This is a genomic window from Pseudomonas sp. KT_2_4 (genome assembly GCF_041410225.1).
Taxonomy (GTDB): Bacteria; Pseudomonadota; Gammaproteobacteria; order Pseudomonadales; family Pseudomonadaceae; genus Aquipseudomonas; species Aquipseudomonas paracarnis.
The window spans coordinates 201743-224916 of record NZ_CP166962.1; the positions used below are offsets into that span (position 1 = coordinate 201743).

At 60.7% G+C, this 23174-nt stretch carries 17 protein-coding genes; 9 read left to right on the forward strand and 8 right to left on the reverse strand.

Going from position 1 to position 23174, the window contains the following annotated elements:
- Positions 1–22: 22 nt before the first annotated feature.
- The 3 genes from AB9N64_RS00905 (at position 23) to AB9N64_RS00915 (ending at position 3071) form a co-directional block, all read left to right on the forward strand.
- Entirely contained in the window at positions 23–655 is a 633-nt protein-coding gene (locus AB9N64_RS00905) for a LysE family translocator (protein WP_014718117.1), read from the forward strand.
- Positions 656–734: 79 nt separating this feature from the next.
- A complete protein-coding gene (locus AB9N64_RS00910; protein WP_014718118.1) occupies positions 735–1793 on the forward strand; it encodes a diguanylate cyclase in 1059 nt (352 codons plus the stop codon).
- 48 nt (positions 1794–1841) lie between these two features.
- Positions 1842–3071 carry a M20/M25/M40 family metallo-hydrolase gene (locus tag AB9N64_RS00915; RefSeq protein WP_020303175.1) on the forward strand — a complete coding sequence of 410 codons (1230 nt, stop codon included), beginning with the start codon at positions 1842–1844 and terminating at the stop codon, positions 3069–3071.
- Positions 3072–3586: 515 nt separating this feature from the next.
- Here AB9N64_RS00915 and AB9N64_RS00920 read toward each other — a convergent pair.
- The 6 genes from AB9N64_RS00920 to AB9N64_RS00945 form a co-directional block, all read right to left on the reverse strand.
- Complete coding sequence (locus tag AB9N64_RS00920; RefSeq protein WP_019819573.1) at positions 3587–4003, reverse strand: hypothetical protein; 417 nt, start codon at positions 4001–4003, stop codon at positions 3587–3589.
- On the reverse strand, positions 3997–4281 hold the full coding sequence (locus AB9N64_RS00925) for a hypothetical protein (protein ID WP_074059145.1): 285 nt from the start codon (positions 4279–4281) through the stop codon (positions 3997–3999). The genes AB9N64_RS00920 and AB9N64_RS00925 overlap by 7 nt, the downstream gene beginning before the upstream one ends.
- A gap of 50 nt (positions 4282–4331) precedes the next feature.
- Positions 4332–4643, reverse strand: a complete 312-nt coding sequence (locus AB9N64_RS00930) for a contact-dependent growth inhibition system immunity protein (RefSeq protein ID WP_014718121.1) — start codon at positions 4641–4643, stop codon at positions 4332–4334.
- The gene (locus tag AB9N64_RS00935; RefSeq protein WP_371360406.1) at positions 4640–9328 is read right to left on the reverse strand and encodes an RHS repeat-associated core domain-containing protein; all 4689 of its coding nucleotides are present in this window, start codon (positions 9326–9328) and stop codon (positions 4640–4642) included. Before AB9N64_RS00935 ends, AB9N64_RS00930 begins: the two co-directional genes overlap by 4 nt.
- A 134-nt stretch (positions 9329–9462) precedes the next feature.
- A complete protein-coding gene (locus AB9N64_RS00940; protein ID WP_014718123.1) occupies positions 9463–12537 on the reverse strand; it encodes an efflux RND transporter permease subunit in 3075 nt (1024 codons plus the stop codon).
- Between the two features lie 2 nt (positions 12538–12539).
- Complete coding sequence (locus AB9N64_RS00945; protein ID WP_014718124.1) at positions 12540–13646, reverse strand: efflux RND transporter periplasmic adaptor subunit; 1107 nt, start codon at positions 13644–13646, stop codon at positions 12540–12542.
- Between the two features lie 100 nt (positions 13647–13746).
- On the opposite strand from AB9N64_RS00945, the gene AB9N64_RS00950 reads away from it, so the two are divergent.
- From AB9N64_RS00950 to AB9N64_RS00965, 4 genes are all read left to right on the forward strand, one after another.
- A complete protein-coding gene (locus tag AB9N64_RS00950) occupies positions 13747–14952 on the forward strand; it encodes a multidrug effflux MFS transporter (protein ID WP_371359851.1) in 1206 nt (401 codons plus the stop codon).
- A gap of 76 nt (positions 14953–15028) precedes the next feature.
- Positions 15029–15895: a pirin family protein gene (locus AB9N64_RS00955; RefSeq protein WP_371359852.1), complete on the forward strand. Its 867-nt coding sequence runs from the start codon at positions 15029–15031 to the stop codon at positions 15893–15895.
- Positions 15896–16061: 166 nt separating this feature from the next.
- Entirely contained in the window at positions 16062–17507 is a 1446-nt protein-coding gene (locus tag AB9N64_RS00960) for a mechanosensitive ion channel family protein (RefSeq protein WP_014718127.1), read from the forward strand.
- 93 nt (positions 17508–17600) lie between these two features.
- The gene (locus tag AB9N64_RS00965) at positions 17601–18038 is read left to right on the forward strand and encodes a carboxymuconolactone decarboxylase family protein (protein ID WP_003190655.1); all 438 of its coding nucleotides are present in this window, start codon (positions 17601–17603) and stop codon (positions 18036–18038) included.
- A gap of 5 nt (positions 18039–18043) precedes the next feature.
- Here AB9N64_RS00965 and AB9N64_RS00970 read toward each other — a convergent pair whose 3' ends face one another.
- Positions 18044–18814 carry a helix-turn-helix domain-containing protein gene (locus tag AB9N64_RS00970; RefSeq protein WP_038449861.1) on the reverse strand — a complete coding sequence of 257 codons (771 nt, stop codon included), beginning with the start codon at positions 18812–18814 and terminating at the stop codon, positions 18044–18046.
- A 98-nt stretch (positions 18815–18912) separates the two neighbouring features.
- Between AB9N64_RS00970 and AB9N64_RS00975 the strand changes: the two genes are divergently transcribed.
- Positions 18913–20043: an MFS transporter gene (locus AB9N64_RS00975; RefSeq protein ID WP_371359853.1), complete on the forward strand. Its 1131-nt coding sequence runs from the start codon at positions 18913–18915 to the stop codon at positions 20041–20043.
- On the opposite strand, the gene AB9N64_RS00980 is transcribed toward AB9N64_RS00975, so the two are convergent.
- A complete protein-coding gene (locus tag AB9N64_RS00980) occupies positions 20033–22192 on the reverse strand; it encodes a TonB-dependent siderophore receptor (RefSeq protein WP_371359854.1) in 2160 nt (719 codons plus the stop codon). The two genes, AB9N64_RS00975 and AB9N64_RS00980, sit on opposite strands and share 11 nt — an antisense overlap.
- Before the next feature lie 191 nt (positions 22193–22383).
- Between AB9N64_RS00980 and AB9N64_RS00985 the strand changes: the two genes are divergently transcribed.
- Positions 22384–23163: an acetoin reductase gene (locus tag AB9N64_RS00985; RefSeq protein ID WP_003190660.1), complete on the forward strand. Its 780-nt coding sequence runs from the start codon at positions 22384–22386 to the stop codon at positions 23161–23163.
- Positions 23164–23174 lie beyond the last annotated feature (11 nt).

Genomic DNA, 23174 nt, shown 5'->3' on the forward strand with positions numbered 1-23174 from the left:
TCTTAATTCAAGGTCCCTGGCCATGACAAGTGCGTTAACCCTGTCGTCGTTTCTCTACTTTTTGCTGTTTTGCGCCACCATGACCTTCAGCCCCGGCCCCATGACCTTGTTGTTGTTGAGCCTGGGCCTGAAGGACGGCCTGCGCAGTTCGATCCCCGCGCAGATCGGCGCCAGTGTGTCTTACCTGATTTCCATCCTGATCTTTGCCGTGGGCTTCTCGGAACTGATCAAGGGCAACCTTGCCATTACCCAGACCATCCAGTTTGTCGGTGTGGCCTATATTCTCTACCTGGCCTACAAGCAGTGGACCAGCAGCGGCGTGTCGATCAACAACGCAGGTGCCGTGGAGGGTTCGCGCAGCCTGTTTGGCAAAGGGCTGTTGACCGGGTTTTCCAACCCCAAGACCATCATCATGTTCAGCGCCGTGTTCCCGCAGTTTGCCGGCGCCGGTGAACACAGTTCGGCGGCGGACATCGCCATCCTTGGCCTGACCTTCCTGCTGCTGCAATTTGCCAGCGGCTGCCTGTATTGCTATTTCGGCCAGCGCATCAAGCACGTGCTGGAAAACCCCAAGCGCCGGGTGTTGTTGCAGCGGGTCACGGCCGTCTTGCTGCTGGGCGTCGCCTTGATGCTGGCACGCGGGTTTTCGCACTGAAGTATTAGCCAATAAGCGGTAGTGGCGATTTGACGTCGCCCTGTTAGACTCCAGGCATTCACCCAGGATCGCCCCCACCATGCCAGCCGTCGGAGGAAAAGGACTTCCGCTCGCTTTGCGCTTGTACAAATCTCGCCTGCTGGGGCTGACGCTCGGCTTTGTGTGCGTGGCGTTCGGCATGTATCCGTTGAACCCCTCTCTGTGGGTATGGGCTTGGATGCTGGTCAATGCCTTTGCGTGGCCGCACCTGGCTTTTCAATGCTCGTTGCGCTCGGCCAATACCTTGCGCAGCGAACGCCGCAGCCTGCTGTTCGATTCCTTTTGCGGTGGGTTCTGGGTTGGCGCGATGCACTTCAACCCGCTGCCCAGCGTCACCACCCTGTCGATGATGAGCATGAACAACGTCGCCATCGGCGGGCCGCGCTTCCTGTTCGCGGGTTGGGTGGCGCAGGCACTGGGACTGGGCACCGCGTTGTTGCTGTTCACACCTGGGTTTGTCGCCCTGACCACCCAGGCCCAGCTGTATGCCTGCCTGCCGATCCTGATGCTGTATCCCCTGGCCCTGGGATGGATCTGCTATCGCCAGGCCGTCACCTTGGCCCGGCACAAACGTGAACTGCTGGCCTTGAGCCGCACCGACAGCCTGTCGGGCCTGCTCAACCACGGCGCCTGGAAGGACCATCTGGACCTCGAATTTCAACGTTGCCGCCGTGGCCCGGCCGGTGCCGCCATCGCGTTGATCGACATCGACCACTTCAAGACCATCAACGACACCTACGGCCATGTGACCGGCGATATCGTCCTGCGCCAACTGAGCAAGGTGCTGCGCCAGAACCTGCGCACCACCGACCTGGCCGGCCGTTATGGCGGTGATGAGTTCTGCGTGATCCTGCCCGATATGCCCCTCAACCGTGCCACCGAGGTGATGGAGGCCTTGCGCGGTCGCTTCAACGCCTTGGCCTACGCCCAGGACCCAACACTGCGAGTGAGCCTGAGCATCGGCCTGGCGCCGTATCAGCCGAGCCACGCCGACTCCATCAGTTGGCTCAACGATGCCGACCAGGCGCTGTATGAAGCCAAGAGCAGCGGGCGCAACCGGGTCAGCTCGGTACAGGGCAGTTGGTTGCGGTCAGTTTAGTGGGGTAGGGTGGCGGGGCACCCTCCAACAAAAAACAAGGATCGGTCCATGTTCTTCACCTTCCCGCGTACCCTGTTGGCCGCTACCCTGGCCTTGTCTTTCAGCCTGCCGGCCTACAGCGCCGAGCCTCATAAACAGATCCAGCAACAGGCCGAACAATACAAGGCCCAAGCCTTGAAGCTGCTGGAGCGCCTGGTGAATATCGACTCGGGCTCAGGCTACGAGCCGGGCCTGACCCAAGTGCGCGATATCGCCGTGGACGAGTTGAAACAGTTGGGTTTCACCATCGAATTGGTGCCGGATAAAGCCGCCAACAACAGCCATGTGGTCGCCACCCTCAAAGGCACCGGCAAGGCCAAGATCCTGCTGATGGCCCATATGGACACCGTATTCAAGGAAGGCTCGGCTGCCGAGCGCCCCTTCCACATCAAGGACGGCCGCGCCTACGGCCCCGGCGTGATGGATGACAAGGGCGGCATCGTCGCGGGCATCTATGCGCTCAAAGTCCTCAAAAGCCAGGGCTTCAAGGATTACGCGCAGATCACCTTCCTGCTCGATGCCAGCGAAGAAACCGGCTCCGACGCCGCCTCCGAACTGATCCGCAACACTGCCAAGGGCCACGACGTGACCCTGAACCTTGAACCCGGCCGCCCCGCCGACGGCCTGGTGGTGTGGCGCAAAGGCAGCGCCACCGCGGTGGTCGAAGTCAAAGGCAAGGCCGCCCACGCCGGCGTCGCCCCGGAACTGGGACGCAACGCCGCCATGGAAGCCGCGCACCAGATCCTGCAACTGGGCAAACTCGGCGATGAAGACAAGAAAACCACCATCAACTTCACCGTGCTCAAGGCCGGTGACCGCACCAACGTCATCCCTGACCAAGCCACCGCCAAGGCCGACGTGCGTGCGGCCTTGCCGGAAGAGTTCGACCGGATCGAGAAAGACCTGGCCCGGGTTTCAGCCAACAAATTGATCCCGGAAACCGAAGTGAACACCAGCCTGCAGCGCGGCCTGCCACCGATGCCGCAGACGGCCGAGTCGGATAAGTTGGTGGCGATGGCCCAAGGGATTTATGGCGAACTGGGACGCAAGTTGACCATCGAAGGCAGCGGCGGCGCGGCGGATGCCAGCTTGTCCGCCGGGGTAGGCACGCCGACGTTGGATGGGTTTGGGATAGTGGGGGGCAATATTCACACGGCGGAGGAATATGCCGAGGTGGAGAGTGTGGTACCGCGGGTTTATTTGTTGAGTCGGATGATTATGGAGTTGTCCAAGCGCTGATCAGAACACTGGATGATCGAACGAAGCAGATTTGAATGGGGGAGGAATGCCCCTCAGGCAAACGCAGATCCCCTGTGGGAGCGGGCTTGCCCGCGAAGGCGGTGTGTCAGTCGCTGCATGTGTTACTGCACTACCGCTTTCGCAGGCAAGCCAGCTCCCACATTTGATCTTTTTTGCTTTGAGCGTTGCGTTCGCCTGACTGATCGGTATTCGGGGGTGATTGTGATGGGGCAGTTTGCACATGAATTGGCTGGCCCGCGCTGATCAGATCGCTGGATTTCGAAGCGAAGCTAAAGGTTGGCAAACCCTGATGTCAGTCTGTTAAAAGCATGTGTAGGAGCGAGCTTGCTCGCGAAAAATTCACAGGCGCCGCGTTTATTCAGGCAGCACACGTTATCGTTGATGTTTTTCGCGAGCAAGCTCGCTTCTACAACAGGTGACGATGACGCTCTAACTGACCGGCATTTGGGCTTGCCCCCTCCCACATTGAGTACTCGGTGTATTCAATGTGGAAGTCACCATGTGGCAGGGTCTTCGAGGCTGGCTTTTTGGAGGTCTTCTTTCCACCATTCATTAGTTAATCTATAAATTTCTTCGAAAAAACCTTTTGGATTGTCCATTTCACTCCATCCCCACGGCAGGGTGCAATAATAGCCGGGAGCCTGTCTCAATAAGTGCGAAAAATCAAAGGTTTCGTCGCTAAGTGCAGCCCCCAATTTGTCGCATAAAACCTTGCGATGTCGATAGCTTAGATCTGAAGATTTCTCAATTATGTATTTTTTGATCAGTCGTCTTCTGTCTGTGTCAAGGTTGATGTCGTAACGTGCAAACTCTTCACCTAAAGTCTCTTCGCGATCATAAATATCGAACGGGCTGAGTAAGTGCCGAAGTTTCGGTGCGTACGGGATATCTAGAAAAGGGTGTTTCAGCATTGGTCATTACCCACAGGGAATACGGTATAAAGTTCTTTGGTTTCGCGATCAAATTTTGCGATCGCTGCATCCATGTTTTCATCAAGTATTGGATTGTTTCGGTCAGAAGGGTTTGGTATGTATCCTCTTCCGCAACCCTGCATTTCGATTCGGACAACTGGGTTGCCGTAGTAATCTTCCCCGGTAAAAGGCGGTAGGTTGCGTTCTGCTCTGGTGGTTACCTCATTTAGTACAGCGAGTTGCGCTCGATGACTTTTAAACTGCGTACTTAACTGCATAGGATTTTTCCTTTAGTGGCGGTGCTGATTTGTTTAGGGGGGGCGATCGATTATTGTTTGAGGAGTAAGTGGTTCTCAATTTTTCTTACGATGTGGCTCAGCCAAAGCGGCCCTGATGCCCACTCGTGCGGATAATAATAATAGCAATACTGTTTGTGTAGCAGGTTCTCCAAAAGATTTGATTCGTTTGTATAGTATTTGAGCAGTTCTAGAATTTCTTCTTTTACGGTGATGATTACATCCGTAGATGAGACTAGTAGAAAAGCATCAATGACCTCGTCAGCTGTGGCGTGCTCATCTACCCAGTCTTGATGGAAGTAAGCTCCAAAGAATTGCTGAAGTTCAGTTAGTTGGTTGTTCATTTTTCTATTGGGTATCCTGTCAGTAAAAGGTAGCCGTCTGGCATTTTTGGTTTTCGAATTAAAACTAGCATAAACTTATAAACAGGTATGGATTCTGTGGTGCCTCTTATAACGCTCAACCCTACGGGTTGGCTCGAATGCTCTCTGATAATATGCTTGTCCTTCGTTCCTTGTAGGAATTTGGATATTTCCTGACTGTGCGAAGCCAAGCTTTTGGATACAAGTGCTTCTGCGTCTTCTAAAGTTTTGAACGTAGACGCTGCAGGTATATGTGGCTCCACCTCAAGCCTTTCTACCAATTGATAGTCAGTCCGCTCTACGTGCTTCTTAATCAGATGTCCGCCTGCTTTTTCATGCCCGTCTAGTACGCCGCTGGGTATTTTTTTTGCTGGAGCGTCGATTTTTGAGCCAGGACAAATTCCAACCTTACAGCTCAGCCCTAAGGGATCTACCCATCCCGTCGGATTGGGCACATACCGGTACCCATTGATCCCTCCCGCCAACTTCACCGGATCTGGCGTCAGGTAGCGACCAATATCTGGATAGTAGTAGCGATGGCGGTTGTAATGCAGCCCGCTTTCCGCATCGAAATACTGCCCTTGAAACCGCAGTGGGTTGTCGATTTTGCCCACGTCGAGCCGGGCGATCTGGCCGTAGGCGCGGTAGTGGGCGGACCAGACGATTTCTCCCTCGGGGTTGGTCAGTTCCTGCGGGGTGCCGAGGTGGTCGAGTTGGTAGTGGTAGGGCTTGGTTTCTTTTGGACCGAAACCTTCCAATAGTGCTAATGGGCGGAAGCTGCCGGGCTCGTAGAGGTAGCTGCGATGGCGCTCTGCATGGTGTTCGGCAATCAGCTTGTCGCCTTGCCAGAAAAACTCGGTAGTCTTGCCGTCCACGGTCTTGCTGATACGCCGCCCAAACGGGTCATAGCGATAGCTGGCGGTTTGGCCGTTGGGCGTTGTAACCCCGACTAACCGATGCTGGCAGTCGTAGCGGTACTCAGTGACAAGTTGCTGGCCTTTGCCGCGTCGTTCGCGGATGAGGTTGCCGAAGGCGTCGTAGTCGTAATGACGGTCGCCCTGGATCATCAGACGATTCGCCGCGACGATGTCCGGGCCGGGGCGGTCTTGCATCAGCAGGTTGCCGGCCGGGTTGTGGGCGAAGCGTTCCTGTACGTCCTGCGAGTGATCGGCGCGGGTCAGGCGGGCGAGGGGGGCGTAGCGGTAGTCGTGTTGGCCTTTGCGGGTGTCGAGCAGGCGGGTGAGGTTGCCGGCTTTGTCGTAGTCGTATTGGCGTTGGTAGAGGTGGTTTTGTTGCTGCGTTACCGCGTGGGCGTGCAGGCGGTGTTGGTCGTCGTAGTGGTAGTGGCTGAGCACTTGGCCTTGCTGGCGCTGATGCTCTCGACCGCTCTTGAATAGGTGCGAGGTAAGCACTTCACCGTTGAGTTCGATGGTGGCGAGGTGGCCGCCTTTGTCGTGGTTGAAGGTGACGCGGTTGTTGTCCGGCAGGCACAAGGTTTTAAGCTGCCCGCAGGCGTCGTAGCCGTAGCGCAGGGTGCCCCAGCCTTGGTGTTCGGCGGTGAGGCGGTTTTGGCGGTCGTATTCGTAGGCCAGCGCCCAGTGGCCGTCTTCGGCGCTGAGGAGGTTGCCTTGGCGGTCGTAGGTATAGTCGACAACGCTGGCATCGGGCAGGGTTTTTTGTACGAGGCGCCCGGCGTGGTCGCGCTGATAACGGGTGATTAGCTGACTGTTATCGTCGCCGTATTCGGTTTTCTCCAGCAGGTTGCCGTTGAGGTCGTAGGCATACGCGGTGCGCTGGCCGTCGAAGCCGGTTTCCTGGCGGATCAGGCCGTTGGGGTGATAGTCGAGTTGGTAGGTTTCGCCGGCTTCGTTTTCGATCTCGGTGAGCAGCAGCCGGGCGTTGTCGTAGCGGTACTTGACTTGGGTGCCGTCGGCGTTGAGGCGGCGGCTGATCAGGTGCAGGCCGTCGGCGTATTCGTAGCGGGTGACGTGGCCGAGTTCGTCGCGTTCTGCGATGATTTTGCCGTAGGGGTTGTAGCTGAATTCCCTACAACCACCGCCTGGCAATACAAGACGAATCAACCTGCCGACGCAGTCCCAGTGATATTGCGTCAGCGCACCATGCTCATCCTCACAGGCAACTTGCCGCCCCAGATCGTCATAGCGATAACGCTTGAGCCCACCATTGGGCAATTGCTCCTCAAGCAGTTGCCCGCGTTCGTTCCACACCAGCCGCTGGCAACTGCTGTCGGGATACCAAACCCCAACTAATTGCCCATGTTTGTCATAGCTGTAGTCAGTCGAATTGCCATCCGGGTCAATCTTGCGGATGACATCGCCCTGAACATTGCGCTCATATTTCCAGACCGCCTCCCCACGCCTGACAACCCGAACAAAACCGTTGTCATGTTCGTAGGAAGTCGGCTCATCATCCCCCGGAAACAACGCCACCAAGCGTCCGGCGTCGTCATATTGATAGGCCGTCACCGCGCCCATCGGGTCTTGCTCGACGGTCAGCCGGCCCTGGTCGTCGTAGGATTTGAAATGCGTGGCACCATCCGGATCAATCCTCTGTACCAGCCGCGCCCGCTGATCATGGACATACACTTCCTGGCTACCATCGGCGTTATGCACGGTGACGCGCCCGTCATCGCCCCAGGCATAACGCGTGTCCATCTGCGAAAAACTCGCCCAATGCCGAACGCAGCGCGCCGCCTTGCCAGCGTGTTCCCATTCCCAATAGAAACTCGCGCCTCCGGCCAACTGCCGCTCGAGAATGACGTGCTGATCGTCGTACCGATAACGCTCGCTTTCCCCGACAGCATTGGTCGCGCAGACCAGTCGTCCGTGTTCGTCATAGGCGTAGGAAACAAGGTTCTGCTCGGTCTCCCACACGTAGGGCTCACGCCCTTTGGCGCGATGCACCTGATAGTCCACCGCGACGATGCGACCCAACTCATAACGCAGCAGCAACGAACGACCGGCGCCATTATCCAACCGCTCAATCCGCCCAGAACGATCCCGGCAAAGGCGCAGCCGGTTGTCATACGCGTCGCTGATCGAGACCAGCACACCGTCGCGAAAGTGATAGAAACGCGACGCCTGGGCCAGCACCAACTCATCAGGAGCCGAACCCAAGTAGATCGCCGCTTCAGCCAGGCTATTGGTGATCGCGGGCCGAGAGTCGGTGGGCAAGGGCAGGGTAGTCGAGCGGTTCTCATGGTCAGTCCACACCACCAAATCGCCCGACACCACCAGCCGATGAGCCAGCGCATGACTCCAGCCAAACCCCAACCCACAATCAATGTCCACCGCACTGGTGCGGTACAGCCGCGTCCACTCAAACGGCAAGATCCCATCCAGCACGCCATCGGTGAGGGTCAGCAATTCCTCGCCAGTGACCATCGACACCGGGCAACCGTGGGTAACGGTCTTGTCCGCTGGCGCCGCCGCGTCCCCCTTCGGATTTGAAGCCATGGCCGGCACATCATCGACAGGCTCCTGACGGACCAACGTCGTGCGCTGGGCCTTGCCGCGCACCATCGGCACCGGGTTCGAAACCAGCGTGTCGCCCGCCTTCAACGGCACAGCCGGCACCGTCTTAATCGGTGTCGCCGCACTGCTCAGCAACACCGGCTTGGCGGCCTCCACATGGGGTTCCAGCCGAGGCCCCGCCACCTGCTTGGCCAGCAACTCCAACAACGCCCGCGCCCGCCCGGACTTGACGCCACTAAGCACCTGAGCACCCAGGCGCAGCTGTACTCCAATACCCCGTGTGGCCCAGATCAGCAGCAAGTTGATCAACACTTCGCCGGTGATTTCACCCAGCAGTTCGTACATGTCGGGTGGCGGCAGCATGCGTACCCAGGCCACCAGCGCCGACAGGTAGATAAACAACAGCGGCTCGTCACTGAGTACCAGCAACCCCTTGGCCAGCGTGTCTTTGCCCAGCTTGAGCAGCGCATTCAGCTCGGCCTCGGACAGGTATTTCAGCAACGTTTCGCTGTTGGACTTGAGGTTCGCGAGCAGGTCGTACAGCTCGGTGATGTTGTCCCACAGGTTGTAGAGCGCCTTGCCCAGCCCGGTCGCAAAGGCAATGCCCTGAATGCCGCTACGCTTGTAGGCTGGCGCTTTGGCAAAGTCTGCCCATCGAGGCTTGAAGTGCTCGGCCCATGCCGTGCGCAAATCCGTTTCCAGCCCGGCGATCACAGACTCATAGGACGCATACAGCGCCTGGACGTGAGCCTTGGAAACAGTGGGGTAAAAGGTGATTTCGTACTGTTGGTCGCGGCTACAGTCGCTGACTTCAAGAATGCCGCTGGGGCCAATGGTCCGATGCAGTGGCGCGCCTACCGGGCTGCCGTCCTGTGCAACGGCTTGCAGCCTCACGGGCGTGTTGCCGATAGGCACGAACTGCGTGCTTTCGAACAGATGCACCAGCGTCAGCCCGCCCTGGGCTTTGCATTGAGCGACCGTGCGGCTGGGCTTGTCGGAAGAGATCGGCGCGACCAGTGCGACGTCTTCCCCAACCTTGAATACCTGCTCCACGCTAAGTGCCGAACCACTTAAAAAGCTGTCGGCCCACTTATCAAAGGTATTCAGGCAGGTACGCAAATCCGCGAATACGCGCTCAACCTTCGGCGCTTCGGGATCCATCGGCACTAGCATCAGGTTGGCCAGCACCGAGATCAAGAGACAGCCCCATCCATCAGGGCTTTAACGAACACCACCATCTGCAATCCCTCGCACTGTTTGATCAGGCGAGGGACTTTGCAGAGGTTTACAGGGGAGGGGAGTAGAGCTTATCCGGCAGTTACGTGGGACGTTTCAGTAACCTTATCGCGCAGCACCAGACTGCACAGTGCGGGCAAAAACAACAGCGTCAACACCGTGCCCACCAATACGCCGCCAATCAGCACATAGGCCAGCGACGACCAGAACACCGACAGTGTCAGTGGAATAAACGCCAACGCCGCCGCCAGTGCGGTAAGGATCACCGGCCGCGCACGCCGCACCGTGGCTTCGATGATGGCCTCGCGAATCGCCATGCCGTGGTCCTGGTTCTGGCGGATCTGGTCGGTGAAGATTAGCGTGTTGCGCATCAGGATGCCGCCGATGCCGATCAGCCCGAGAATTGCGTTGAAGCCGAACGGCTGGTTGAACAGCAACAAGGTCGGCACTGCGCCAATCAGGCCCAAAGGCGCGGTAGCGAACACCATGAACATCACGCCGAACGAGCGCACCTGGAACATGATCACCGTGAGGGTCAGCAGGATCATGATCGGGAACAGCGCCGCCAGGGCGACGTTGGCCTTGGCGCTTTCCTCAACCGGGCCGCCGATGTCGATTTTGTACCCGCTGGGCAGTTTGGCGATCAGTGGCTGCAGGTCTTTGTACACGGCCATTTCCACATCGGGCGGTTGTACGCCGTCGATGATGTCGGCGCGCACTTCCACGGTGGTGGCGCGGTCGCGGCGCTTGAGGATCGGCTCTTCCATTACCGCCTGGAAATGCCCGACCTGGGCCAGCGGCACCGACGTACCGGCGCTGTTGGTCAGCGTCATGTTGTTGAGGTTGGCCAGGTCTTCGCGTTGGCTGCCTTGGGCGCGGGCCACCACTGAGACGGTGCGGTTGCCTTCGCGCACTTCGGTGATCGGGTTGCCGCTGAGCAGGGCGTTGAGTTGGGACTTGACCTCGTCGGGGGTAAAACCCAGCAAGCGCAAGCGATCCTGGTCCAGCACCAGGCGATAACCGCTGGCACGTTCGCCCCATTCGAGGAAGGTGTCCCTGGTCAGCGTGTTGCCAGCCACAACCTGACGCACGTCTTCAGACAGCCCGCGCAGCACATTCAGGTCCGGCCCGGAGACGCGGAACACCACCGGGAACGGCACCGGCGGTCCGAAGACGAGCTGCGTGACCCGTACCCGCGCCGACGAAAATTCGCCTGCTGCAATGCGCTCGCGCATCCGCAGTTTCAGTGCGTCGCGGGCGTGGGAATCCGGGGTTTGCACAATCAATTTGGCAAACGCCGGGTCGGGCATTTCTGGGTTCAACGATAGGAAAAACCGCGGTGCACCGCCCCCCACATAGGTGTCGACCATACTGGTCTGCGGCTCTTGCAACAGCGCCTTCTCCACCTGCGCCGCCACGGCTTCGGTGCTTTTGAAGGCGCTGCCGGGTGGCATATACACTTCCAGAATCAGTTCCGAGCGGTCGGAGTCCGGGAAGAACTGTTTCTTCACCACCGCCATACCCAGGCCGCACACCACGAACGCGGCCACCACCAGCCCGGTCACCAGCCAGCGCCCGCGCACGCAAGCCTCCACCAGGCTGCGCAGTTTCTGGTAGTAGCGCCCGGCATAAATCGCATCATGCCCGCCGGGCACTGGCTTGATCTGCGGCAACAACTTCACGCCCAGGTAGGGCGTGAACACCACGGCCACCAGCCAGGATGAAATCAGCGCGAAACCCACTATCCAGAAGATATTGCCGGCGTATTCACCCGCCCCGGAGCGCGCAAACCCAACCGGCAGAAAGCCGATGATGGTGACCAGGGTGCCGGTCAGCATCGGCGCCGCCGTGGAGCTCCAGGCGTAGGTGGCCGCGTGGATGCGGTCAAAGCCTTCTTCGAGTTTGACCACCATCATCTCGATGGCAATGATCGCGTCGTCCACCAACAGGCCCAGGGAGATGATCAATGCCCCGAGGGTCACGCGGTCGAATTCGCGGCCCGTGACCAGCATGATCACGAACACGATCGACAGCGTCAGCGGCACGGCCGCCGCCACCACCAGCCCCACGCGAAAGCCCAGGGCCAATAGGCTGATCAGCATCACCACCGCCAGGGCGACGAAGAATTTGAGCATGAATTCATTGACTGCCAGGCTGATGTTTTTCGCCTGGTCGGAGACCTTGGCGAAGTTCACGCCCAGGGGCAGGTCGGCCTGAATCCGCGCTTCTTCGGCTTGCAGGCTCTTGTCCAATTCCAGGCCGTTCCAGTGCTTCTCCATGATCACGCCCAGCATCAACGCCGGGTCGCCCTGATGGCGGATGCGATAACTGGGCGGGTCTTCATAACCGCGGCTCACGGTGGCCACATCGGCGATGCGCAATACGCGGCCATTGACTTGCAGGGGCACGTTCTCGATCAAGGCCAGGCTGTCGAACGCGCCGTCGATGCGGATATAAGCGCGGGCGCCCGCCGTTTCGACGAAGCCTGAGGGCGCCACGGCGTTTTGTGCGGCGAGGGCGGTGAAGATCTGTTCGGGCTTGATGCCCAGGGTTGCCAGGCGCTCATAGGAAAACTCCACAAACACGCGTTGGGCCTGTTCGCCAAGGATATTGACCTTCTTCACCCCTGGCAGGTTGAGCAAACCCTGGCGCAGCTCCTCGGCCATTTGCACTTGTTGGCGATGGGGCAGGTGTTCGGCTTCCAGGGCGTACAACGCAAAGTACACGTCGGAATACTCATCGTTGAAAAACGGCCCGATCACGCCCTTGGGCAGGCGCGTGGCTTCGTCGCTGAGTTTTTTGCGGGTCTGGTAGAACAGTTCCTGGATTTCGCTCGGGCGTGTGGACTCCAGGAAGGTCATGCGCATCGACACAAAGCCTGGCTGGGCGATGGTCTCGACGCGGTCGTAGTAGTCCAGTTCCTGCAGGCGTTTTTCCAGGCGGTCGGCCACTTGCTCCTGCATCTCCTGGGCGGTGGCGCCGGGCCAGGCGGCGGTGATGGTCATGACCTTGACGGTAAACGAAGGGTCTTCGGCGCGCCCCAGCTTGCCGAACGCGAAGACCCCGGCGACGAGGATCGCGATCAGCAAAAACAGGGTGACGGCGCGGTGTTTGACGGCCAGTTCGGAGAGGTTGATCCCGCGCATACTCATTGGTCCTGCTGACGGTTGAGGGCCAGCGCCTGGGCGGGCAGCAAGCGCACCGTGTCGCCGCTGTGCAGCAGGTGAGCGCCGAGGGCGACGATGGTTTGGCCGGGTGTTACGCCGCTGTCGAGCAAGGCGTCTTCCTGGCCGAGGCTGGCGACCTTCACTGGGGCGAAGCTGATCTTTTGGTCATCGCCAATCAGCCAGACGCCCGTGCCTTGCCCCGCATCCTGCAAGGCGCCAATCGGCACGCGGGTTTGCAGCGGCTGGCCATTGCCTTGCAGGCGTACGGTGATGGTGGAGCCGAGGGCGAACCGCTCGACCGGACCCTGCAGCACATAACGTGCGCGGTAGGTGCGGGTGACCGGGTCGGCGCTGGCGGACAGTTCGCGCAGGGTGGCGGTCACGGCCTGGTCCGCTGCGCCAAAGGGCAACGCCAGGGCTTTTTGCGCGGCCAGGTCACGCCGGTTTTCCGGCAGGTTGACGATGGCTTCGCGGGCGCCGTCATGGGCCAGGCGTGCCACGATTTGCCCTTCGGCCACCACTTGGCCGCGATCGGCCAGCACGTCGGTGATGATGCCGTCGCCATCGGCCTTGAGGACCGAATAAGTGCGACGGTTTTCGATCTGGCTGGCGTCCGATTGCGCCGCGGCCAGTTCGGCCTGGGCGACGCGCAGGTTGGTGGCCGACTGGTCGAAGATCTGCCGCGACACCGCGCCGGTACTGGCCAGGCGCTGGTAACGGTTTTCATCATCACGGCGCTGGCGCAGTTGGGCCTGGGCGGCGTTGACGCGGTTCTTGGCCGAGCGCAGCGCCAGTTCGAAGTCGCCGATGTCCAGCACCAACAGGGTGTCACCACGGGAGACGTGCTGGCCGGGGTCGACCTTGCGCTCGATCACCTTGCCGCTGACCCGAAAGCCCAGGTCACTTTCAGTGCGTGCCGCCACCACGCCGGTATAAGCGCTTTGCTGGGTGCCGGCTGCTTCGACTTTGACGGCCAGCACCGGGCGCGATGTGGGCGCCTGGGCGGCGCTGTCGGCCTTGCTGTTACAACCACTGAGGACCACCAGCAGAGCCAGGGGCGTGAGAAGGCGCAGGGGGAGAGGGGGCATGACGAACTCCAGGGTGACCATAGGGCAAAAAATTATGGACATAATTTTTTGCTCATATTATGGTCGAAATATAAATTAATCCAGCCCCCGGATATTCCCCATGGCAAACGCCCCGGCACCCTCACGCAGCTTGCTGTTCTTGCTGGTTGCCCTCACCGCATTGGGTGAAGTCTCGACGCAACTGATCATCCCCGGCCTGGGTGCCATCGAGCACGCGCTGCAGGCGCCGCAAGGCTCGGCACTGATGGCGCTGTCGGCGTTCGTTGCTGCGTTTGGCCTGGGGCAGCTACTGTTCGGGCCGCTGTCGGATCGCATCGGCCGGCGGCCAGTCTTGATCGGGGGCCTGGCGCTCTACGTAGTGGCGACGCTGGCGATGCTGCTGGTCACCGACATCCAGCAGTTTATCGCCGCTCGGGTGTTGCAAGGCCTGGGCGCGTGCGCCGCGCTGGTACTAGCGCGCACCGTGGTGCGCGATGTGTGGAAAGCCGAGGCAGGCCCGGCCCTGGCGCTGACGATGATCGGCATGTTGTATGCCATCGTCGTTGCGCCGATAGCAGGGGGCTTGCTGATCAAATTACTGGGGTGGCGTGCGCCCATCGCCCTGGCGTTGGTGATCGGCAGCCTGGTGTTATTGCTGGCGCTGCTGTTCTTTCGCGAGAGCAATCATCACCTCGATCCCAGGGCCGCACACTGGCGCACCCTCGGCGGGCAGTATCTGGATCTGCTCAAGGGGCGCCAGTACCGTGCTTACGCGGTGGCCCTGGCGTGTACCTATGGCGCGATGTTTGCGGTGATCGCGGGTTCATCGGCGGTGTTTATCAATCTGCTGGGGTTCAGCAGCCTTGAGTACGGGCTCAACTTCGGGCTGATTGTGTCGATGCTGATCGTCGGCTCCACCTACACCCGGCGTAACATTCAGCGCCTGGGGCCGCAGCGCATTGTGGCGATGGGTGTGAAGATGGTGGCGGTGGGCGGGGTGGCAGCCCTGGCGATTTACCTGGTGTTCGGGTTGTCGGTAGTGGGGCTGGATATTCCCATCGCCCTGGTCACGCTCGGCGGCGGCCTGGTGCTGCCGGGATCCGTTACCGGGGCCGTGATGCCCAATGCGCACCGTGCGGGTTTAGCCGCCGGGCTCATGGGATTTGCACAGATGTTCGGCGCCACGTGCAGCGGGTTGCTGCTGAGCCAGTTACGCGATGGCAGTGCCGCGCCGATGATCATTATCCAGGCCGGGCTTGCACTGTCGGCACTGGTTGCCTTTCAACTGCTGCGCCAACGCCAGGTTAAAACGCTGTCCTATATATAGAACGATCAGGGCCATTTTTACCGGCTAGTGCTCAAGGGTGAGGCGATTTAAGGTGTACTCACTTTGGAGGTACACCATGAAAAAGCTGATTGGTATCTACACCAGCCCCCGCGCCCACTGGGTCGGTGATGGCTTTCCGGTACGCACGCTGTTTTCCTACGACACCATGGGCAAGCACATCAGCCCATTCCTGTTGCTGGATCACGCAGGTCCGGCCGAATTCACCCCGACTGAACAACGTCGCGGCGTCGGCCAGCACCCGCATCGCGGTTTTGAAACCGTGACCATCGTCTACAACGGCGAAGTCGAGCACCGCGATTCTACCGGTGCCGGCGGCAAAATCGGCCCGGGCGATGTGCAATGGATGACCGCAGCCAAAGGGATCCTGCACGAAGAGTTTCACTCCCAAGACTTCGCTCGTAGTGGCGGCGCACTGGAGATGGTGCAACTGTGGGTCAACCTGCCGGCCAAGGACAAAATGGCGGATGCCGGTTACCAGACCATCGTCGATGGTGACATTCCGGTGCTGCCATTGGCGAACGACGCTGGCCACCTGCGCCTGATCGCCGGGGAATTTGCCGGTACTCAAGGCCCGGCCCGCACCTTCACGCCGATAGACGTGTGGGACTTGCGCCTCAACGCCGGTAAAGCGGTCACGCTGGACCTGCACGCCGGGCGTAACACCGCTTTGGTGGTGCTCAGCGGCACGTTGTTGATCAACGGCGAGGAGGTCGCACGCCAGGGGCAGTTGGCGCTGTTCGAGCGCGACGGTAAGCGACTGACCCTGGAGTCCAACGACGACGCCAAGGTGCTGCTGCTCAGCGGCGAACCCATCGACGAGCCCATCGTCGGCCACGGTCCGTTCGTGATGAACACCGAGCAGGAGATTCACCAGGCATTTGCCGACTTCCAGTCGGGAAAATTCGGGCAAATGCACGCCTGACGGTTCACCGCCACCCCCTGTGGGAGCTGGCTTGCCTGCGATAGCATCATCATGGTGTAGCTGATACACCGCGGTGTGTGCATCGCAGGCAAGCCAGCTCCCACATTTTGTTTCCAGGGTTCTGATTTCATGCGATCTTCTCGGCATTCGCCCTGGAGTCGCCTGGATGCCCTCATTTATCGCTGATCACCCGATGCTGTGCGCCGTGGCGTTGATCCTGATCGACATCGCCGTGTGGCGCCTTATTTCCCCAAACCTTGCCAACTGGAAACTCGCAGCGCGGCTAGTGATCTTTGCGGTGTTCAGTGCCGTATTGTTCAACGACGGCATGAACCCCATGCAGGCGGCGCCCTATGCCGATGACACCACCTTGCACCTGGCCGCCACGGCATTGCAGATCGGCTGGTGGCTGTTTGCGGCGCGTACCCTCACGGTATTGCTCGGCGCAGTGATGATGCAGCGGGTCGGCCATACCGGGCGCTTGTTGCAGGACCTGATGGGCGCGGTGATTTTCCTCATTGCGATCATCGCCGCCATGGCCTACGTGCTCGACCTGCCGGTCAAGGGCGTGCTGGCCACCTCCGGCGCCGTGGCGATCATCGTCGGCCTGGCCTTGCAAAGCACCCTGAGCGATGTGTTTTCCGGGATCGTCCTCAATACCACCAAGCCTTACCAGATCGATGACTGGATCTCCATCGACGGCACCGAAGGCCGCGTCACCGACATCGACTGGCGCGCCACGCGCCTGCAAACCTCCCAGGGCAGCCTGGCGGTGATCCCCAACTCCCTGGCGGCCAAGGCCAAGATCATCAACTTCTCGCGCCCGGCAGACATGTTCGGCCTGGCGGTCAGCCTGCAAGTGAGCCCCCATGCGCGCCCGCAAACCGTGATCGAAGCGCTGGAACGTGCGATGCAGGGCTGCCGGCCGTTGCTGGCCCAGCCGGCGCCCAGCGTCGCGTTCAAGGCGTCCACCGGCAGTGGCGTGGAGTATGAGATCAGCGGCTTTGTGCCGGCCATGGGCCTCAAGCGCGAAACCCGCAACCAGCTTTACGACCTGGCCTACCGGCATTTGCAGGCGGCGGGCGTGGGCCTGTTGTCCGCCACCGAAGGCAGCACGCCGCCTGCGGTGTCTGGCGCCCGCGCCTTGCTGGAGCGCTCGACGATCTTCTCCACCTTGCGCCAGGAAGAAAAAGACACCTTCAGCCAGAACATGACCCTGCACACCTACCGCGCCGGTGAGATGATCCTGGCGGCGGGGGAGGTCAGCGATCACCTGTTCATCATCGAGTCCGGCGTGGTCTCGGTGCTGTTGATCAAGGACGGGCACACGTTCGAGGCAGGGCGCATGGGCCCGGGGGAGGTGATCGGTGAGTCCGGCATTCTCTCCGACCAGGCGGCGCTGGCGGATTTTTCGGCCAAGACCTACTGCACGCTCTACCGCATCGAAAACGAATACCTCAAGCCGTGCCTGGACGCCCGGCATGATATCGGTGAAGCCATGAAGGCGCTGCTGGACTTCCGCCGCCATGCCGCCCAGGCCCTGACCGAAGACGCGCCCGTGGTACCGGTCAAGAAGGGCTTCATCCAGTGGCTGAGGAACCGCGGCCTGTAGATTGGTCACCTGTTCTTCGCCAGGATTGGCTATTTCTCCAGGACGCCGGGGTGACTAACCTGCTCACCAATCCCACTGTCCTGGAGCAACACCATGCAAACCCGTACCGATTTCTACACCGCTTCCCCAGACGCCATGAAAGCCATGCTCGCCCTGGAAGCGGCAGTCGGCAAACTCTCCATCGAACTGCCACTGCTGGAACTGGTGCGCCTGCGCGTATCGCAGATCAACGGCTGCGCGTTCTGCCTGGACATGCACACCGCCGATGCACGCAAGGGCGGCGAAACCGAGCGGCGCCTGTACACCGTGTCGGCCTGGCGTGAAACCCCGTTCTTCACCCCGCGCGAGCGCGCCGCCCTGGCTTGGGCCGAAAGCCTGACCCTGCTCAGCCAGACCCACGCCCCGGATGAAGACTTCGACGCACTGGCCGCCCAATTCAGCCCCCAGGAACAAGTCGACCTGAGCGTCGCCATCGCCACCATCAACAGCTGGAACCGCCTGGCGGTGGGTTTTCGCAAGATGCCCAAGTAAGGCCTTCAGTTGGCTTTGAAATAGCTGCGCGGCGTGGTGCCGGTCATGCCTTTGAAAAAGGCGATCAGTGCACTGTCGCTGGCAAAGCCCAGTTCAAAGGCGCAGTAGCCCAGGCTGCGCCCGGTGGCGAGCAGTTCGATCACCCGCATCAGACGCCACTGTTGGCGCCATTGCTGATACCCCAGGCCGGTTTCCTTGAGGAAAATCCGGCCGATGGTCTTGGTGCTGGCGCCAATGTGCTGTTCCAGGTCCTGCAGCGTGGGGGGCAGGCGGTCGAGCTGGGCTAGCAGCGGCGCCAGGCGCTTGTCCCGTGGCAACGGCAGCAGCATGGGTTGTGCGGCTGCGTGGCGGATTTCATCCAGGCACAGCCCCAACAAATGGGCATAGCGACCCGCCTGCCAATCAGTCTCGAACGGCGCCAGGGCCATGGGCTCCAGCACTGCCCTGAGCAAGGCACTCACTTCGATCACCCGCACCTGGGCCGGTAATTGCTCGGCCAGGGCCGCACTCACATACACCGACCGATAGTCCACCGCCTGCTGCATCACCGCACGATGGGGCAGGCCGCTGGGGATCCAGGCTGCGCGGCTAGGTGGCAACAGGCACAGTTGATTGTCCAGGGTGATGCGCGTGCAACCTTGCTGGGTGAACAGCAGTTGCCCGCGCTGGTGCACATGCAGGCCCGAATCGTGATTGCCCAACACCGCCGCGATGCCGATCACGGGCGCTGAGTAAACATCGGGGTTGAAAGACGCGGTAGCGGCAAGCCAGGCCATGGGTTGTCCGATTTGATGGATAAAGTGTCGAAGTCTGGATAATAGCCCAGCTGGCGCGCCCTAGAATCCGTCCGTTGTGTTTATGGAGGGATCTTGTGATGACGTTTAAAAAATTGCTGGCGCTGACCATGGCCCTGCTGATGTTCCCGCAGTTGGCCCAGACCCTTTACAGCCCGGCCTTGGGCGATATCGGCCGGGCCTTTGATGTCGCGCCCGAGCGAGCGGGGCAGACCTTGTCGGTGTATTTCCTCGCCTTCGCCCTGGGCGTGGTGGTGTGGGGCCGGTTGAGTGATCGTTTGGGGCGGCGGCCGGTGATGCTGATGGGGCTGGCAGTCTATGTGGGCGCTTCGGCGCTGGCCTTGACTGCGACGACATTCAACGCCTTGCTGCTGGCCCAGGCCTGCGCGGCATTGGGTGCGGCCGTGGGGTCGGTGGTCACGCAGACAGTGCTGCGTGACCGTTTCCACGGTGCCGAACTGGCCCAGGTGTTTTCCGTGATGGGCGTTGCGCTGGCCGCCAGTCCTGCTGTCGGCTTGTTCAGCGGTGCGAGCCTGGTGGAGTTTTTCGGTTACCGCGGTGTGCTCTGCACGTTGCTGATGCTCGCGGGGGTGTTATGGGGCTGGTGTTGGTGGGCCTTACCGGAGACCCGTCCGGCATCGCTGCCCACCGCCGCCCTTGGCCAGACGCTCGGCCTGATGCTCAAGGATGCCGGAGTATGGCGCTCGGTCGGGTTGGTCGCGGCGTTCAATATTGCGCTGTTCAGCTATTACAGCGTGGGGCCGTTTATCTTCGCGCAGCAGGGGCGTTCCACCGCCGAGTTTGGTTACAGCGGTGTGCTGCTGGCGCTGGGCTCCGGCTCGGGTGCATGGCTGAACAAAGCCTTGCTCAAGCATGGGTGGAGCGGCGAGCGGTTGGTGGTTGTCGCCGCCGCGGTGACCGTGGCGGGGAGCCTGTTGGTGTTGGCCCTGCAGCACAGTTGGCTGTTGGTGTGGCCGATGCTGTTGGTGGTGCTGGCCTTCGGCATGGCGATTCCCAACGTGCTGGGGGCGGCCCTGGTCGATTACCGTGACCGCCTTGGCACCGCCGCCGCCCTGTTTGGCTTGCTGTACTACCTGGTGATTGGTGGCGGGCTGGCCTTGGTGACCTGGTCCCAGGATCTTGGCTGGAGCCTGTTGGTGTGCGCTTTGGCGGCGTTGTGGCTGGCCACGTCGCGGCTATTCAGAAGTTGACCGACGCGCTCAGGCGCGCGGTCAACGGTGCGCCCTGGAACAGGTAGTCATCACCCATGTATTCGCCGGCGTCGCGCCAGTAGCGCTTGTCGAACAGGTTATCGACGCTCAGGCGAAACACCGTTTCGTAGCCATCGACCTTGGTGGTGTAGCGGCTACCGACGTTGACCACCGCGTAGTCGCCCACTTCCACATTGCCGGTGCGATTGGCGGACTTCTTGGCGCTGTATTGCACGCCGCCCAATACCGCCAGGCCGTTGACCCAGGGCAGGGCGTAGTCGGCGTACACGCTGGCGCGCAGCTTGGGCACGTTGATCGCCTGATGGCCTTCGTACGCCGGCGTGCCGCTGCCGCTCACCCGCGCTCGGATCGCGGCCACGCTGGTGGCGATCTGCAGACGGTCGGTGGCCCAGCCGTTGGCGGACAATTCAATGCCGGTGTTTTTTTGCTGGCCCTGCTGCACGTAGTTGAACGTGTCACCTTCGGGTTTGGCGTACTGGTAAGCCTGGCGCGTCTGGAACACGGCGGCGGCGAAGCTGATACGGCGCCAGTCGTATTTCACCCCGGCTTCGAGCTGGCGCGAGACGGTAGGGGCGAGTGTTTCGCCGTCATTGGTGGTTGTCCACGGTGCTTCACCGCCCAGAGAAAGGCCTTTGCTATAGCTGGTGTACAGCGAAATGTTCTCAATCGGCTTATAGATCAGCGAGGCCTGGGGAAGGAACACGTACCGCTGGGTATGCCGTGACTCAGTGCCGTTCTCGTCGAAAGCCTTTTCATCCAGGCGCACTTCACGCCCGCCCAGAATGGTTTGCCATTGCTCGTTGAAGCGGATGCGGTCGGTGACGAACAGGCCGTACTGGCGGCTGTCGAGGTTGCGGTGGCTGTCGTTCAGCGGTTTTTTGGTAGGTTCGAAGCTTGGCGTATCCTGATTGATATTACCGCTGCCGATGGGGTCGTTGACCGACTCACGCTTGTCGATCACCCGGCGAAACGCGCTGGTGCCAAAGGTCAGTTCGTGGCCGATGCCGGCGGTGTCGAAGAGGCCGGTCATGGCCGCCTGGATTTCGTCGTCGCGGCGAGTGTCGTCCGGGCTGCGGTAGTCGTAGACGTCGTAATTGCCTTCGGGGCTGAAGTAGTTCGGCACGCTGGCGGCACTGCAACTGGCCGAACCATAGCAACCCCAGGCAAACGAGCTGTAGTCATCAATCACCACCTTGCTACGCGCCGCGCTGACACTGCCTTTCCACTGATCGCTGAAACGGTACTCGAACTTGCCGTTGAGGTTCAGCGAATCAATCCCGACCTGCTTGCCGCCCGTCTGGTGCCCCAACAGCTTCTTCGGTGAAGCACCGTGGGGCACTTCGGTGCCCCCCAGCAGTTGATACCCCGGTACCGAACGCTGTTGCTTGTTCTGGTATTCGGCGTCCAGTTGCAGCACGGCGTCGGGGCTGATGTTCCAGTCAAAGGCCAGGGACACGAAATCGCGCTGGCCGTTGGCGTGTTCCACATAGGAGTTGAGGTCTTCATGGGCGACGTTGGCGCGCAGGCCGAACTGCTGCTCGCTGCCAAACCAGCCGCCGACATCGGTGGCGATGTAACCACTGCCACGATCATCAGTGGACACCGTCACCGAGCGCACATCCTGGGGGCGTTTGGTCACGTAGTTGATCACCCCGCTGGGCTCGGAAATGCCGCTCTGCAAACCGGCCAGGCCCTTGAGCACTTCCACCTGCTGCTTGTTTTCCAGCGCGACGTTCTGCTCGCCGGTGATGGTGCGCCCATTGATCTTGTAACTGCTGGCCGCGTTCAGCGAAAAGCCACGCACCACGAAATTCTCGTAATAACCGATAGGCGCATAACTGTCGCCCACTGAGGCATCGTTGCGCAGCACTTCACTGAGCAAGCGTGCCTGCTGGTCCTTGATCAGCGCGGCGTTGATCACGGTGATCGAGGCGGGGGTGTCCAACAGCGGCGCTTCATCAAAGCCGCCCACCGACGCGGTTTCACTGCGGTAGCCCGACTCATCCTGGCCCTGAACCTTTACCGTCGGCAACTCGATCTCGGCGGCCAGGCTGCTGCCGATGCCGCCACTGAGCAACAGGCCGAGGGCGAAACGTGAAGTGACGACGGGGCGAAAACGCAAAACCATGGGGCAAGGCCTTAAAGCGCTGGGCGGGGGGCGCCTAAGCTAGGCATAAGCGCGGCCTTTTACAAGCTTTCGCGCAAGGTTCGCACGGCGAGACAACCCGTCTCAGCTCCGATGCCGATCCTGTTGCGGCTCGACAGCCAGGCGCCGGCTTGCGATAGACAAGGCTCCCCTCATCGTTTCAGGAGATTGTCATGGGTATCGCAGGTAAAGTCGCGCTGGTCACCGGCGCCGGGCAGGGCATAGGCCGGGCTATTGCCATGCGCCTTGCACAGGACGGCGCCGATGTCGCGTTGGTGGACATTGACGGCGCCAAGCTCAACGCCGTGGCCGCCGAAATCGTCGCCACCGGCCGCAAAGCCTCTGTGTTCATCGCTGATGTATCCAGACGCGAACAGGTGACGGCTGCGGTAGAGCATGCCCACCAGACGCTGGGCGGATTCGACATCATCGTCAATAACGCCGGAGTGGCGCAGATCGACTCATTGCTCGATGTCAGCCCGCAGCAGGTCGAGCGCACCCTGGATATCAACGTCAAGGGCGTGCTGTGGGGGATCCAGGCGGCCGCCAACAAATTCAAGGCGCTCAAGCACAAGGGCAAAATCATCAATGCTTGTTCAATCGCAGGGCATGAAGGCTTTGCGCTGTTAGGGGTCTACTCGGCGAGCAAATTCGCGGTGCGCGCCTTGACCCAGGCGGCGGCCAAGGAACTGGCGAGCGCGGGGATCACGGTAAACGCCTATTGCCCCGGTGTGGTGGGCACCGATATGTGGGTTGAGATCGACAAGCGCATGGCCGAGATTACCGGGGCGCAGGTGGGGGCAACCTACAAGCAGTACGTGGATGGGATTGCCTTGGGCCGTGCGCAAACGCCGGAGGATGTGGCGGGGTTTGTGGCATTTCTGGCAGGCCCGGACGCAGACTATATGACCGGGCAGGCGCCGTTGATCGACGGTGGCCTGGTCTACCGCTGACAGCGTGGTCG